The sequence below is a fragment of the Collinsella sp. TF11-5AC genome (assembly GCF_003436775.1).
GTDB lineage: Bacteria > Actinomycetota > Coriobacteriia > Coriobacteriales > Coriobacteriaceae > Collinsella.
The window spans coordinates 5,316-20,652 of record NZ_QSQO01000030.1 but is presented as its reverse complement, the minus strand read 5'-3'; the positions used below and the strand labels follow the sequence as shown (position 1 = coordinate 20,652).

General features: G+C 60.0%; 11 protein-coding genes. 2 read left to right on the top strand and 9 right to left on the bottom strand.

Annotation, left to right across the window (positions count from 1 at the left end; translation table 11 throughout):
- The first annotated feature begins 242 nt into the window (after positions 1–242).
- Positions 243–1,946 (top strand): OPT/YSL family transporter, encoded by a 1,704-nt coding sequence (locus DXD16_RS09700; RefSeq protein WP_117655948.1) that lies wholly within the window; start codon positions 243–245, stop codon positions 1,944–1,946.
- A gap of 215 nt (positions 1,947–2,161) precedes the next feature.
- A complete protein-coding gene (locus tag DXD16_RS09695) occupies positions 2,162–3,301 on the top strand; it encodes a DUF389 domain-containing protein (protein WP_117635701.1) in 1,140 nt (379 codons plus the stop codon).
- Between the two features lie 125 nt (positions 3,302–3,426).
- Here DXD16_RS09695 and DXD16_RS09690 read toward each other — a convergent pair whose 3' ends face one another.
- The 9 genes from DXD16_RS09690 to DXD16_RS09655 form a co-directional block, all read right to left on the bottom strand.
- A complete protein-coding gene (locus DXD16_RS09690; protein ID WP_147326482.1) occupies positions 3,427–3,876 on the bottom strand; it encodes a hypothetical protein in 450 nt (149 codons plus the stop codon).
- A 270-nt stretch (positions 3,877–4,146) separates the two neighbouring features.
- Positions 4,147–5,106, bottom strand: coding sequence for a 3-hydroxyacyl-CoA dehydrogenase (locus tag DXD16_RS09685; RefSeq protein WP_117635699.1), 960 nt, complete (start codon positions 5,104–5,106; stop codon positions 4,147–4,149).
- Positions 5,107–5,521: 415 nt separating this feature from the next.
- Entirely contained in the window at positions 5,522–10,303 is a 4,782-nt protein-coding gene (locus DXD16_RS09680; RefSeq protein ID WP_117655947.1) for a 2-hydroxyacyl-CoA dehydratase, read from the bottom strand.
- Positions 10,304–10,314: 11 nt separating this feature from the next.
- Entirely contained in the window at positions 10,315–11,025 is a 711-nt protein-coding gene (locus DXD16_RS09675; RefSeq protein ID WP_117584131.1) for a TetR/AcrR family transcriptional regulator, read from the bottom strand.
- Between the two features lie 255 nt (positions 11,026–11,280).
- Positions 11,281–11,406 (bottom strand): hypothetical protein, encoded by a 126-nt coding sequence (locus DXD16_RS10540; protein WP_022094649.1) that lies wholly within the window; start codon positions 11,404–11,406, stop codon positions 11,281–11,283.
- A 471-nt stretch (positions 11,407–11,877) separates the two neighbouring features.
- Positions 11,878–12,735 (bottom strand): HAD-IIB family hydrolase, encoded by an 858-nt coding sequence (locus DXD16_RS09670; protein WP_117637662.1) that lies wholly within the window; start codon positions 12,733–12,735, stop codon positions 11,878–11,880.
- Positions 12,736–12,850: 115 nt separating this feature from the next.
- Positions 12,851–14,113, bottom strand: a complete 1,263-nt coding sequence (locus DXD16_RS09665) for an MFS transporter (RefSeq protein ID WP_158606196.1) — start codon at positions 14,111–14,113, stop codon at positions 12,851–12,853.
- A 100-nt stretch (positions 14,114–14,213) separates the two neighbouring features.
- The gene (locus DXD16_RS09660) at positions 14,214–14,876 is read right to left on the bottom strand and encodes a TetR/AcrR family transcriptional regulator (protein WP_158606195.1); all 663 of its coding nucleotides are present in this window, start codon (positions 14,874–14,876) and stop codon (positions 14,214–14,216) included.
- Between the two features lie 74 nt (positions 14,877–14,950).
- Positions 14,951–15,289: a P-II family nitrogen regulator gene (locus tag DXD16_RS09655; protein WP_099432138.1), complete on the bottom strand. Its 339-nt coding sequence runs from the start codon at positions 15,287–15,289 to the stop codon at positions 14,951–14,953.
- Positions 15,290–15,337 lie beyond the last annotated feature (48 nt).

Sequence of the window (15,337 nt, the reverse complement as noted above, 5' to 3'; positions counted from 1 at the left end):
TGACATCGTTTTTATGTCAACCTTGGTCTAACAGAGCCTTTTTAAATCCCCGTCCCAGAATAATCATCCTTCGGCTTCGTTTGGGATAGCTAAAAAAGCCCAGTCCCAAATTAACTGCCGTGCCGCTATACTGGTGCGCGGTCGTTTGCGAGCTCACGCGGCGGCCCTTGGTAACCCGACTTCCCGCGCCGTATCCGTAACGGCGCTCCCGGGGGAAGCGGATATACGCAAAGGAGTTTTATATGAGCAATCCCTCGAACCGCGCTTCGATGCGCGGGCAACTCACGCTGCGCGGCGTCGTCATCGGCGTCCTTGGCTGCGTGATCATCACGGCAAGCTCGGCCTACACGGCCCTCAAGATGGGTGCACTCCCCTGGCCGATTATTTTCGCTGCCGTCATCTCGCTGTTCTTCCTGAAGCTCATGGGTGACGCCAGGCTCAACGAGGCCAACGTCACCCACACCATCATGTCCGCGGGCGCCATGGTCGCCGGCGGCCTGGCGTTTACCATCCCGGGCGCCTGGATGCTGGGCTATGCCGACCAGATCAGCTGGCTCGACATGTTTATCGTGGCACTCGCCGGCACCATCTTGGGCCTGCTGGCAACGGCGCTCATCCACCGCCACTTTATCGTGGACGCCGCGCTGGAGTTTCCCACCGGCAATGCCGCAGCTCAGACACTGCGCGCCACCGAGGCCGGCGGCAAGACCGGCAAGCAGCTCTTTGGCTCCATGGCCATCGCAGGCATCTACAGCGTGCTTCGCGACGCTCTGGGCGTGGTGCCCAGCATGCTGTGCACGCTCAATATCCCCGGCGTGACCTTTGCCATCTATAACTCGCCCATGCTGCTCTCCATCGGCTTTTTGGTTGGCTTCGCCCCGGTTGCCTTCTGGTTTGCCGGCGCGCTGCTAGGTAACTTTGGCATCATCGTGGGCGGCACCGCTGCCGGTCTATTCGACGTTGTGACTGCGCAGGGCATCGTCAAATCGCTCGGCATGGGCCTCATGATGGGCTTTGGCGTCGCCGTCGTCCTCAAGGACATCCTGCCGCAGGTCGCCGGCATCGCCCGCGGCCTCGCCGCCGACAGCTCCAGCGACACCGACGAGCAGTCGCTCATCTCGGGCTCGCTTAAGCTCGACGCCGGCATCATCGGCCTGGGTACTGCCGCCATCGCCGTGATCGTCGCCATCGCGCTCGACCTTGGCCCCGTCCCGGCCGTCATCGTCACGCTGTTCACCTTTGTCACCACCATCATGAGCGCGCAGAGCTGCGGCCAGACGGGCATCGACCCCATGGAGATCTTCGGCCTCATCGTCATGCTCATCGTGGCTGCCTTCGCACAGATCGCCCAGGTCAAGCTGTTCTTTATCGCCGGCATCGTGGCCGTGGCATGCGGCCTTGCGGGCGACGTCATGAACGACTTTAAGGCCGGCGCCGTGCTGGGCACCAATCCGCGTGCGCAGTGGATCGGCCAGGCCATCGGCGGCATCGTGGGCGCCCTGGTCGCCGCTGCCGTCATGGTCGCGCTCGTCACCGCCTATGGTCCGGATGCTTTCGGCCCCGACAAGAGCTTTGTGGCCGCGCAGGCAAGCGTCGTCGCCACCATGGTCTCGGGCATCCCGAGCGTGCCGTGGTTCGCAGGCGGCTTTATCGCCGGCATCGTCATGTACTGGCTCGGCATTCCGGCCATGATGATCGGCCTGGGCGTGTACCTGCCGTTCTACATGTCGCTCACGGCCTTCTTGGGCTCCTGCGCCAAGCTCGCCTACGACAAGTGGGCCGCACGCCGCGACGCCGCTGCCGGTCTTTCGGACGAGGAGAAGGCCTCCAAGGATGCCGCCTTCCAGGAGCAGGGCCTGGTCGTCGCCAGCGGCCTGCTCGGCGGCGAGTCCATCGTCGGCGTTATCCTGGCGTTTGTCTCTGTTGGTCTGAGCCTGCTGGGGTAGGCCGAACAACAACGCACCAGCGCAGAGCGCGGGGTCGGAATCAAACCGGCCCCGTGCTTTTTTGTCTATTTGACTCTTATGATCCTCACGGCGTTTTAGCCATGTCGATTGGCCTGACTTCCAGGTCAACAAACCTTGTCTGACACCTCGCCTAACGCGGTGTAGAGTAAAGACGACAGACGCAAGAAGCGGCTCAGAAGCTAAACGAGGTAAGCATGGAACTCGACAAACAACAGATCAAGCGGCTGCGCGAGCGTCATCATCGTCGTCACGGTATACGCCCTGCACACAGCGAGGCCATGGAGAATGCCACCCGTTTCCTTAAGCAGGCGTTCAACATACGCGAGGGACGCGCGCCCTATCACGTGATTCGCAAGCGCTTTGTAAACGGGGCGCGCCTGACTGGCTCGCACTTATGCATCCTGATCATTGCCATGTTGATCGCGAGCATCGGCCTCGATATCGACTCGGACATTGCCATCGTGGGCGCCATGCTCATCTGTCCGCTCATGGGCTCGGTCCTTGCCATGGCATACGGCATCGCCACGCTCGACCGCGAGATTGCCGTCGAGGCAATTGCCGGCCTCGCGCTGCAGATGGTCTTTTGTCTAATCACGTCCACGCTGTACTTTAAGCTCTCGCCCCTTGGCACCACCACGGCCGCCATCATCGACAACTCGACACCGACTGTGTGGGACCTTGCCGTCGCGCTCGCGGGCGGCTTTGCGGGCGGACTGGGCAACTCGCGCGACCAGGAACCCGCCACGCTCATCGCCGGCGTGGCCGTGGCGACCGCGCTCATGCCGCCCCTGTGCGCGGCGGGCTATGGCATCGCCATCGCAAGCGGGTCGCTGTTTCTCTCGGCCCTCTACGAGTTTGGCATCAACGTGGTCTTTATCGCACTGGCTGCCGAAGCCGTGCTGCTTCTTTTGCGCGTGCCGCTCAAGCGCGACCTCAACGGCGACGGCATTGTGACCGCCGAGGAAAATGCCGAGGTCGATGAGCTGTCACACAAGGTGCGCCGCCGCATCATCGTGGGCACGGTGATCTTTGCCATCCCCTGCATCGTTATGACCGCGGGATCCATTGGCTCGGCGCAGGCCGGCGTGCAGGACGGCTATGGCGTCACCGAAACCACGCGCGAGCTTGCCGCGGTGCTGCCGGGCTTTAAGGATTACACCGTTGCCGTCGAGACCTCGGCCACCGAAGGCGAGGAGGAGGGTATCGTCGAGCGCGAGGTTGTCGCCCATGTGACGACAAGCGAGGCGCTTGGGGCACACGACCGCCGTGTAGCCCGCAAGCTCATCGACCTCAATGTGCCCGAGCTCGATCGCGTGGAGTTTGATGTGCAGTAATACGCGACGTGGGATGGATGCGCGCAGCCGCGAGTCACGACATGGCGCAGACGTGACGCGGGCCACGAGCAAATAGCGGGACGCGGTCCATGGCCGCGCTCCGCTCGCTGATTTATTGCCGTGAATCAGCTGTCCGCATCGACATCGCCAGACTCCACTGTAAACGCCGGACCGGTACTCACCAGATAAAAACGGGTCACCCTGGTATCTCTAAATAGGTAGAGCAAGCCCTGATCGCGTCGGCGCGAAATATACGCCACGTGGACCGTACCGAATTCTTCGCCGTTTTCATTCTTTAACACCAGAATGTTGGGGTCGTCCATACGCTCGAACTGTCCATCAACGCAGTTGCCGCCCTTGCCGACCAGTTGCCACCGATGGTTATCCTCCTCAAGAAAGGCCAGAGTTTCCAGACTTGTTTTGTCATCCCGATAGTAACCATCAATGGCAAAGCCTTCGGAAACGCATTCCTGCATATAGGATGTTTCTCGATTTATAGCAAACTGCCCTGCAACGCCCAGGAGCACAGCCAGGCAAACCACCGCAAGGGTTATCGAGACAAAACGGCGGCTCATGTTAGCCAGCCCGGTACTTGTTTAGCGGAGCACGAAACATACTTGGAACCTCCGATATCAGCGCAAACGCCACCTACGGCCTGCCGGCAATCATATGTTTCCAACATCAAACCATATGGCAACCACTCGCGAGAGGCGTATCGGCGAACGGTGCGTTTTTGCGCTCCATTGGCCAAACGTCAACGCGCACTACAGCTCTTGCTCGACCTATTCAGATCTTGTCGCATACTACCGTAGATCCCCAACGCTTCCACCCCCAAGAGATCATTTTTAGTACGTAAAGAAGCCCTCGCCCGAGCTTTCGCCCAGCTTACCTTCGTCGAGCATTTTCTTGAGGACGGAGGCCATGGCCTTAAAGTTGTAGGGCATCATCATCTTTTTGAGCAGCGGGCTCACCAAGCCCGGGACCTTTTGGTACTGCATGACGATGTTGTACGCCGTCTGGATGCCCACGGTGTCGAACACGCGGAACGGCCCCTTGGGAGCGCCGGTGCCGCGCGTCCACGCGAGGTCGACGCTCTTGGGGTCACTCACACCCGAGACATACAGGTCAAGGCCCGAAAGCAGCCACGGCACCAACATGGAATTGAGCAGGTAGCCGTTCTTTTCCTTGTTGACGGGCAGGGCAAGCATGCGGATGTCGTTGGCAAAGTCGACGAGCTCGTCGAAGTAGCGCTTGTCGGTTTGGTCCTGTGCCATGACCTCGGTCATGTTGTTCTTCCAGATAGAGTTGGCAAAGTGCAGCGACAGGTACTTCTCGGGACGGCCGGTGTACTTGGCAAAGGTGCTCGGCAGCAGCGTGGATGAGTTGGTCACGATGACGGTCTTTTGCGGCAGAACCGGGGCGAGCTTCTTGTAGAAGTCGATCTTTGCCTGGGTGTCCTCGGCCATAGACTCGATGACCAGGTCGGCGTCGGCCACGGCCTTGGCAAGATCGAGCTCCAGCTTGAGTGTGGAGTAGGCACGCTCGACGGCGGCGAGCGCCGCTTCCTTGTCGAAGGGCTGGGTGCCATCGGCGATACCGGCGCACCACTCGCCCGTACCGTCCTCCATGCCCTCGATTGCCGCGATGTACTCCTTGCGCACGTGATCGATCTTGGGCTGGGTGCGGCCGATGCTGCCCTCGTTGCGCAGCCAAATCGTTACATCAAAGCCGCAGTAGGCAGCCTGAAAGGCAATCTGGCTTCCCAACACGCCGCCGCCGGCAACACAAACGGTCTTGTAGCTCATGGGACGGTCCTCTCTTACGTAATTCCATTGATGTGTATTTATTCAACCGTAAGGATGACGCGCGTTGGGGGTGGGTTCTATAAACGGGCGGTATTTCGCGGCAAACGGCTACATATGTTCATTATCTCAGGGTTCCGAGGGCAGTTTTTGGTGCCACCGAGACGTCGTTTTCGGAAGTATGCGGCAAATTCCGAAACTCTTGAGCACGTCCTGATTTTCGCCAATAAAACCGCAGGTACACAGCTTTGACATATCCGGTGTGCTCGGCCTATTCAGATTTTGCCGCATACTTCCGAAATCTAAGTTCGCAAAGGGTGATAGTTGGGGCGTTTACGCAACATATGTCCAGCAAAAACGGGTGGTAGCCGGCACGGCTGCCACCCGTTTGTCTCATATCTAGCCCATAGCGGGCAAGCTACTTCTTAATGCCGCGTCCCAGACGCTTGGCGACCGATGTGACGGCCTCCTCGCTGGCCGGCCCGCAGCTCACGCAGCCGTCATGGGCACGCATCTGACCGGTGACCTCGTCCATCGCGAGCGGCGCCACCTTCTCGAGCTTAAAGCCCTTGCCGGCGCGCATGTTTTCCTTGGCCACGCTGATCATGAGCTTAATGCGGTTGAGCTGGTTGACCTCGGACGCACCGGGGTCGTAGTCCACCGCGACAATGTTGCTCTCAGGATGCTGGCGGCGCAGCTCCTTGATCACGGCCTTGCCCACCACGTGGTTGGGCAGGCACGCAAAGGGCTGCGTGCAGATGATGTTGGGCGCACCATGGTCGATCAGGTCGAGCATCTCGGCCGTGAGCAGCCAGCCCTCGCCCATGTTGTTGCACACCGAAAGTACCGTACGGGCCTTGTCGGCCATGGTGCCGATGCGCTCGGGCGCCTCGAAGCGGCGGGACTTCTCGAGCATCTCCTCCACCGGCGTGCGCATCCAGTCCACAAGCTTGATGAGCGCTTGCATGCCCGCGCGTGTAGTAGCAGAGCTTCCCAGCTCGTCTTTCTGCAGCTCGGCGTTGCTCATGGAGTAGAGGAAGAAGTCGAGCAGGCCCGGCACCACGGCCTCGCAGCCCTCGCGCTCAATGACATCGACCACGTGGTTGTTAGCCGTGGGATGGAACTTGACCAAGATCTCACCGACCACGCCCACGCGCGGCTTGGTGCCCTCGCCCACGAGCGGCATGGTGTCGAACGCGCGGATGGCCTCGCGGCACAGCTTGGTGTAGTTGTGGCGGTTAAACTTGGGCGCCAGCTTGCGGGCACGCGCCATGTACTCCTCGTAGAGCGCGTTGGCGGCACCGGGCGTGGCCTCGTACGGGCGGCAGCGGTAGAGCATCTGCATCATCACGTCACCAAAGAGCACCGCGTAGACTGCCTGCTTAAGCAGCGCCGGCGTCAGCTTAAAGCCGGGGTTGTCCTCGCCCAGCGCCACGGCCGAAAGCGAGATCACGGGGATCTCGGGGTGGCCGCTCTCGCGCAGGGCCTTGCGGATGAGCGCGATGTAGTTGGTGGCACGGCAGCCGCCGCCGGTCTGGCTGATGACCACGGCGGTCTTGGACAGGTCGTACCGACCGCTCTCGATGGCCTCCATAATCTGGCCCGTCACCAGAATCGACGGGTAGCAAATGTCATTGTTCACATAGCGCAGGCCAGCCTCGACGGCATCGTGGTCGGTCGAGGGCAGCAGCTCCAAGTTGTAGCCGGCACCGCGGAACACCTCTTTGACCAGGTCAAAGTGGATCGGCGCCATCTGCGGGCACAGGATGGTATAGCCCTCGTCGCGCATCTGCTCGGTAAAGGGCACCTTGGGCCATGCGGTCGAGGCGCTCTCACGCTGTGCCTCGAACGCGTACTTGCGGCTCGCGAACGCGGGGGCATCCGTGGAGGGCGCCACCGGCGCAGCGTCGCCCTGCTCAAAGACCTCGCCCGCAGCCGTGGCCTCGGCCAAGCGCTCGGCCTCCTGGTCCTTGAGTGCCGCCATGAGCGAGCGGATGCGAATGCGCGCGGCGCCCAGGTTGGACACCTCGTCGATCTTAAGCACGGTATAGATCTTGCCGCTGGCCTCCAGGATTTCCTGTACCTGATCGGTGGTCAGGGCATCGAGGCCGCAGCCGAAGGAATTGAGCTGGATCAGGTCCAGGTCGTTGCGCATCGTCACAAAACGGGCCACGGCGTACAGGCGACTGTGGTACATCCACTGGTCGACGACGCGAATCGGACGCTCGGGCTTTACCAGATGCGCGAGCGAATCCTCGGTAAAGACCGCAAAGCCAAAGCTCGAGATAAGCTCGGGCAGGGCGTGGTTGATCTCGGGGTCGTTATGGTAGGGACGACCGGCGAGCACGATGCCGTGACCGCCGTGGTCCTCGACCCACTTAAGAGCCTCCTCGCCCATGGTCTGGATGTCCTCGTGGAAACGCGCATCGGCCTCAAAGGCAGCGTTGACAGCGGCATCGACCTCGGAGCGCGTGATCTTGGGCCCACGCACGCGACCGCGACCGGCTTGCGCATCGGCCACACGGTCGACGGCGAGCACCTGGTACAGACGGCGCTTGAGCTCGGTCTTGTCATGATAGGGCACAAACGGGTACAGGAACTCGATGTTCTGCTCGCGGATCTCGTCGATGTTGAGTGCCAACGCCGTGGGATAGCTCATGACGATGGGGCAGTTGTAACAGTTGCCGGCGGTCGGATCCTCCTTGCGCTCCCAGCGCACGCACGGCATCCAGATAAAGTCGACATCGCGGTCGATAAGGTTCATCACATGGCCGTGGCTCATCTTGGCCGGATAGCACACGCTCTCGGACGGCATGGACTCGATGCCCGCCTGGTAGGTCTTCTTGCTCGACTGGTCGGACAGCTGCACGCTAAAGCCCAGACGCGTAAAGAACGCGTGCCAGAAGGGGTAGTTCTCGTACATGTTGAGCGCGCGCGGAATGCCCACGGTGCCGCGCGGGGCCTCGTCGGGGCTCAGCACCTCGCGGTTAAACAGCAACTCGTTTTTCTTTTTGAAGAGGTTGGGGGCCTCGGTCTTCTGCTTTTTGTGGCCGGCACCCTTCTCGCAGCGGTTACCGGTAATGAAGCGCCTGCCGCCGCCAAAGTCGTTGACGGTGAGCTGGCAGTTGTTGGAACAGCGACCGCAGCGGACATGCTTTTGCGTCACGGTGAGGTGCGCGATATCCTCAGCCGAAAGGATGGTCGAGGTGCCGTCGGCGCCGGCGCGATCGCGGGCGAGCAGGGCCGCACCGTAGGCGCCCATGCAGCCGGCGATGTCGGGGCGCACGGCATGCACGCCGGTGAGCTGCTCGAACGCGCGCAGCGTGGCATCGGACATAAAGGTGCCACCCTGGACGATCACCTGACTGCCGATCTCCTTGGGGTCGCGCAGCTTAATGACCTTGAACAGGGCATTCTTGATGACGGAATAGGACAGGCCGGCCGCGATGTCGCCCACCGTGGCACCTTCTTTTTGCGCCTGCTTGACGCGCGAGTTCATAAAGACCGTGCAGCGGCTGCCCAGGTCGACGGGGGCCTTGGCATGGATGGCGGCGTCGGCGAACGCGCGCACGTCCATGTTCATAGAGACGGCGAAACTCTCGATAAAGCTGCCGCAGCCCGACGAGCAGGCCTCATTGAGCATGATGTGCTCGATGACGCCGTCCTTGACGCGCAGGCACTTCATGTCCTGGCCGCCAATGTCCAGAATGAACTCGACGCCGGGCAGGAACGCCTTGGCGCCGCGCAGGTGCGCGACGGTCTCGATCTCGCCGGAATCGGCCTTGAGAGCCTCGATGAGCAGCGCCTCGCCGTAGCCCGTGGTGGTCACGTGGCCGATGGTGCAGCCCGCGGGGATGTGGTTGTAGAAATCGGCCATGATGACCTTGGCCGTGCCCAGGATGTCGCCGTTGTTGTTGCCGTACCAGGTGTGCAGCAGTTGGCCGTCCTCGCCCACGAGTGCGGCCTTCATGGTGGTGGAACCGGCGTCGATGCCGATGAACACGCGGCCGGTGTAGCCGTCGAGCTTGCCCTTGGGGACGACCTCGGTGTCGTGGCGACCCTTGAACTCGGCAAAGTCCTCGTCGGTGGCAAAGAGCGGATCCAGGCGCTCGACCTCAGCACCCTGCGTGTCGCCCAAGCTGTCGATGGCCTCGATAAGCTGTGGGAACGTGCTGAGCTTGTTGGACTCGTGCGCCATGGCGGCGCCGCTCGCTACAAACAGGTGGGCGTTTTGGGGCACGATACGGTGCTCCTCGTCCAGGTTGAGCGTGAGGTAGAAGCGGTGGCGCAGCTCGGAGAGATACTGCAGCGGGCCGCCCAGGAAGGCGACGTTGCCGCGGATGGGGCGGCCGCACGCCAGGCCCGAGATGGTCTGGGTCACGACGGCCTGGAAGATGGAGGCAGCCACGTCCTCGGGACGGGCGCCCTCGTTGAGCAGCGGCTGGACGTCGGTCTTGGCAAAGACGCCGCAGCGGCTGGCGATGGGATAGATGGTAGTGGCGTTGGCCGCGAGCTCGTTGAGGCCGCTCGCGTCGGTGTGCAGCAGGGTTGCCATCTGGTCGATGAAGGCGCCCGTACCGCCGGCGCAGGTGCCGTTCATGCGCTGCTCGATGCCGTTGTCGAAGTAGATGATCTTGGCGTCCTCGCCGCCCAGCTCGATGGCGACATCGGTGGCCGGGATAAGGGTCTCGACGGCGCGTTTGCTGGCGATGACCTCCTGGACAAACTCCAGGTCGAGCCACTGGGACAGCAGCAGGCCGCCCGAGCCGGTAATGGCGCAGGTCATCTGGGCCGTCGGCAGCACGGCCGCGGCACCCTCGAACAGGTCGCGGGCGCAGGCACGGACGTCGGTGTGATGGCGCTGGTACTTGGCGTAGACGATCTGGTTGTCGTCGTTGAGCACGGCGAGCTTAACGGTGGTGGAGCCCACGTCGATGCCCAGGTGCAGGTTGCCACGAGCGTTCTCGGGGTTGAAGATTGCACCTTCGGGGGCGTGGGCGGCGGCTACGGGCTCAGCGGCGGTAGCGAGCTCGCCAGTGACGGACGCCTCCCCTGCCGCGTTCTTGGCATCGGCAACTGCCTCGGCAACTTTCTCGGCTGCCGCGGTCGCGGCCTTCTGCGCAGCGTCCACCACGGCGGGCGCGGCCTCGCGTGCGGCAGCAACCATGCGGTCCTTGATGCCCTCGACGAGTTTGCTCATTGTCTCTCCTCTTAGTTGTTGGACTCGACGGTTGCGGCGGTGTCGACCGCGTCCTCGAGCTGCAAATTCAAAAGCTTCATGCCGTATTCCGGCACGTTGATATCGATGGGTTGGCCATACAGGTCGCCCGGGCGCACAAAAGCGAGCACCGTCATAATGCGTGCCATGGCCTCGGGCGATTCGGTGAGCCCACGCTCAAACCAGCGCTGAATCATGCCGACCTCGGCACTCACGACGTAGGTGACGTAGTAGTCAAAGAACGTGCCCAGCGCCAGGCCCAAAATGCCCGTCTGCGCACGCGGCACCACAGCCTCACGCGCGGTGTCGATAATCCTTTTAATAAAGGCCTGGTCGCCGCCCGGACCCAGCAGCGCACCGATTAAGTCGCGGTTGGCCGCAAGATAACGCAGCAGTTCAACCGAACCGGGCGCCGGCTCGAGCTCATCGATGTTGTGATAGAGATCAGGCAGCTGAGCTGCGGTGATGAGCTCAATGCGCTCACGGATCTCGGCCAGCAAGCCATCCTCGATTTGATTGATAAAGTCGGGGATATCGCGGTAGTGCGAATAGAACGTGCGGCGCGTAAGGCCGGCGCGCTCGGTGAGCGACGCAACGTTAATGCGCGAAAGGTCGCCGCTTTCGGCAAGCTCGCTGGCAAGTGCCTGGCGAAGGGCACGCTGCGAGCGAAGGGACCGGCGATCGCATTTCTCGAGCTGGGACAAGCGTCCTCCTTGTTACTCAGCCTGTGCGCTATTGCACAGTGCGAGTATTATTGCACACCGTGTGTATCAACACGTAAAGGCAATATTTGGGATGTGACAAAGGGACAGTCCCTTTGTCACATTAGGTTGCGCTCAGCTTTTAGAAGCGGCATTGTCGATTGTCCAAAATGTCATTCGTGGGTAGAATAGTGTCGACGGCAGCCCAAGTTCTGGAAAGCTGGGCAGCGCCGTTGCTTGTTTTAGGGGGTCAACGCCTTAGCGGCGGCGACCCCTTCTGTTGCGCTTCGAACGCTGCTTGAGTGCCTCGGAAAGGCCGACAAGCGCCGTGAAGAACGAGACCAAAGCGGTCAGAAGTCTCACGAAATCAATCAAATCGGTCATGGGCATCACCTCCCATCAAATGGAGGGCGCTGCCCGGCACATGGAACTGCCGTCAACGATACCGATTCTATCAAAGCGCAGTTAGATATGCGAATGTTTGTTCGCATTTCAGAAGATCGGAGCTCGGGTATGGCGAAGGAGCAGTTCCTTTGCCATACCCGAGCTTGTCGCCGAACTGCCAACTACATTTTTCGATTTATTCGGCCACGCTACTGGTTTTGTATAAATGCACCGCCGGGATTATCTGAGGGTTTTTGTCCTTATTTGAGCGTATACATGCCCATTTGCGCACTTACGTCACCGAATCAAACACCATTAGAGGCATGAATGTTCCAGAGAGGGCATCTTTAGCCATTTAACGACCTCCGACAGGCCGAATAACTCGAAATTTGTTGGTGGCGAAAGCGTGACAGTCCTATACGCCAAAAGCCGGTATCTCCCATGTGACAAAGGGACAGTCCCTTTGTCACATTATTCAATGATGGTGCGGGAGCTCTGCTTATGCATGGTGGCGAGCATGTGTTTGGGGACGGCGTGGACCATGCAGCTGCCGATAGTTGCGCTCGCAGCAGCCTTAGCTGCATCGCTAGCGTTTTTGGTCGCATAGCTGTGGCGGAAACGCTTGAGCATGGCGATGTCGTTGCCGCCGTCGCCGTAGACCGCGACCTCGTCCTCGGCAATACCGTAGTAGCCCGCCAGCCAGGCCACACTCTCGCCCTTGTTGCACGCCACGTCCGTGATCTCGAACATCACCGGATCGAACGGCGCGTTGACCACATGGTCCGAGCGTTCGGCAAGATAGGCCTTAAGGTCACGCTCCAGCTCGGGCGAGGTCACGCGACAATTGATCTTGCATACATCGTGGCGCAGGATGTCACCGATCGACTGGTCGAAATACTGCTCCTCGTGATACCCACCGCGCGCACGCATGCCGCGCATCACAATACGCTTGATGGGGCTGTCCTTTTTAAAGCCCGCCTGATGCATCTCGAACGAACCGCTCGAGTACATGCCATCGGGCGTGGAACAATCAAAGCAAATGTCCGGGAACGCCTTGAGCAGTTCCTCAGTGACCTGCGGATCGATGGTCCAAGTCTTGAGCACCTCGCCATGGCTGTCGCGCACGATGGATCCATTGGAGCAGCAGGCGTCAAGCGCCAGGCCCGTAAAGCCATGCTCGCCGATCGGCAACGTCGATCGTCCAGTCGCGGGAACCACGTGCAGGCCAGCCTCAGTCAGCTCGCGAATGGCGCGGCGGATGGTCCCATCCGCCTCGTGCAGGGCGTTCAGCAGCGTTCCGTCTAAGTCACTCGCGAACATCTTGATCATGGACATGCCTCTCCTTCGTCTGCCCGATATTGTAGACGAAGGAGAGGCATGTCCAAACAATGCCGTCCCGGCGCGGCGTACCACCGCCTTCACAAATTCACGGTGCCCCAGCGCGTTAAGACAATCGCCGCAATCGATTTTTCAGCCGATAAAACAGAGCCGTCATCAACGTCAGCACCGCCAACATGGCTGCGAATACAATCGCCGGTGTCCATCGATCATATGCAGCCCCGTACGTCAATTGGCCGATAGGCGTTGCGCAGGAAAGGACCATGTAAACGACCGAAAGCACTTTTCCGCAGAGCTCAGTCGGCGCTACCCGCTGAACAAACGCGATGATTTCAACCGACGTAATGCTCGCCCACACCATGACCCATGCCGAACCAACCGCAAACACGGTGAACACGCATACATCTACGCCGAACAACAGCGTAACAATAATCGGCGCGACTCCAAAACAGATCATCGCAACATATCGACATATGCCATTGAAAGAAAAGCGATGCGGCCAAATGCCGACCAAGCCACTGCCGGTAAGACCACCCAAGCCCAGAGCAACCTCAACCATCCCAACGCAGGACGATTGCATGCCGAGATGCTTTGTAACAATAATGGGAGCGCCAATCGTTAGCCCAACCAACGCAAGGTTTAAAACGGCCGCAAGCAAAATCACGGCGACCAATGATGCATTTTGCAGCAGATACCGAATCGACTCCCGAAAATCGTTTCGGCATGTCATGCGAGTCGCGCCGTCTCCCATCGTTTCAGATGAGGCATTTTGCTTGAGCGCGCCCCCAAACAACAGAGCTGACATCGCAAACGCCACCGACGCGGTTGTGCAGAGAGCATCGATGCCAAAGCACCCATAGACTGCCGTCCCGACCACAGGACCCAAGATATTGCTCACCATGGTCACCTGCGAAACCAATGCAGTGGCCCGCTCAACCTTCTTTTCACCCGCCATGCGCACCGTCTCAATTTGGAGCATTGGCTTTAGCAGCGATTGAACGCCATATTGAACACAAAGTATCGCTACTACGACGACCGCAAGAGGCAATGAGCGCTTCATGGGGATAGACAGCAGCGATGTAGTCATCAGAGCAATACCGAGGGCCACGAGGACCTCGCGATGTCTTCCCCTATCCGCCAAGATTCCGCCAACCGGAGTTGCGAGTACGCCGGGTATGAACGCCGTCGCCACGACGACGCCATATAACGTTGACGATCCACTGCAATCGAACAAGTAAAGTGGATACGCAAAGCACAGCGCCGACAGCATCGAATACGTGCACAGCTGCGCAACCAGAAGTTCCGCGAGCCTGATTGACCGCACTGTTTTTGATTTCAACGAGACGCCGACGTCTCTCAGTCCAGCCATAAGTCCGCCCCCCATACATACCGCTAGTATGTATTTATCGACTTGAAAAGGGCAGCCGAAGCTGCCCTCTCAAATCAATTACATACCGTCAGTATCTATATTACCACCCGGCACGGTCCCATACGTCCCAAATCCGTGCCGTTGTCTGGAGCACTTCCTCGCCCAAATCGAGTCCCACCGCAGAGGCCATCTGCGCCAAACATTGAGCGCGAGCGAGCATTCGATCCTTGGGTTCAAGCGGACGAAACAGCGGCAGCAGCCAAAGATTCGCCAACAACGATACGGCCTCCGCCGCTTCACGCGGGCATTCGCACGCAATGGATCCGTCGGCGATGCCCTCCTCGATCACCGGCAAGAGATAGCCATCGGCAGACTCGTTAAACGAGCCCTGGTACTGCATCGCCAGAAGACGCGAGCTTTTTACCGGATCTGCTGCAGGACGCATACGTGCCCATAGCTCAATTTGCGGAACAACGGACTCGGGAGCGTACAGTCGCTTGAGCTTTTGGGCTCCGGTCATATTACCGACGCCAAGCATCGAGCGGCGGTGCTCAACAATCGGAGTCATCGCCCGATCAAACGCGGCGTTGAAAATCTCTTCTTTGCTCTTGAAGTGATGATAGACAGCGCCCTTGGTCATGCCGTCGAGACGGTCAACGATATCTTGAATACTCGTCCCCTCATAACCCTGTGCGCAGAATAGCTCCAGTGCCGCGTCGAGAATCTTCGCGACCGTCTCCTCGGGATATTTATTGCGACCCATAATCCGCCCATCCGCAACGCAAGCCTTGTGCCTCATTGCAGCATTTTAACGTTGCGGATGGCAGACGGTCGATTCTACACCGCGGCGGGGCCATGTTCGCCGGTGCGAATGCGGATGACTTCCTCGACCGGCTCGACCCAGATCTTGCCGTCGCCGACGGCGCCGGTGCGGGCGGCATTGCAGATGATGTCGACAATTCCGTCGACATGTTCATCGGCGCAGATGAGGGTGAACTGCACCTTAGGGATCGTGTTGACAAGCAACTCGTTGCCGCGCACGTATTCCTTCCAGCCATGCTGCGCGCCGCAGCCCTGCACCTGGTTGATGGTCATGCCGCGAACATCGGCAGCAAACAGCGCGTCTTTGAGAACCTCAAGTTTTTCCTGACGGACGATCGCCGTGATCTTCTTCATAGTGAATTCCTCTCTTTAGTAAAGAAATGAATTGCCATTCAATAACGC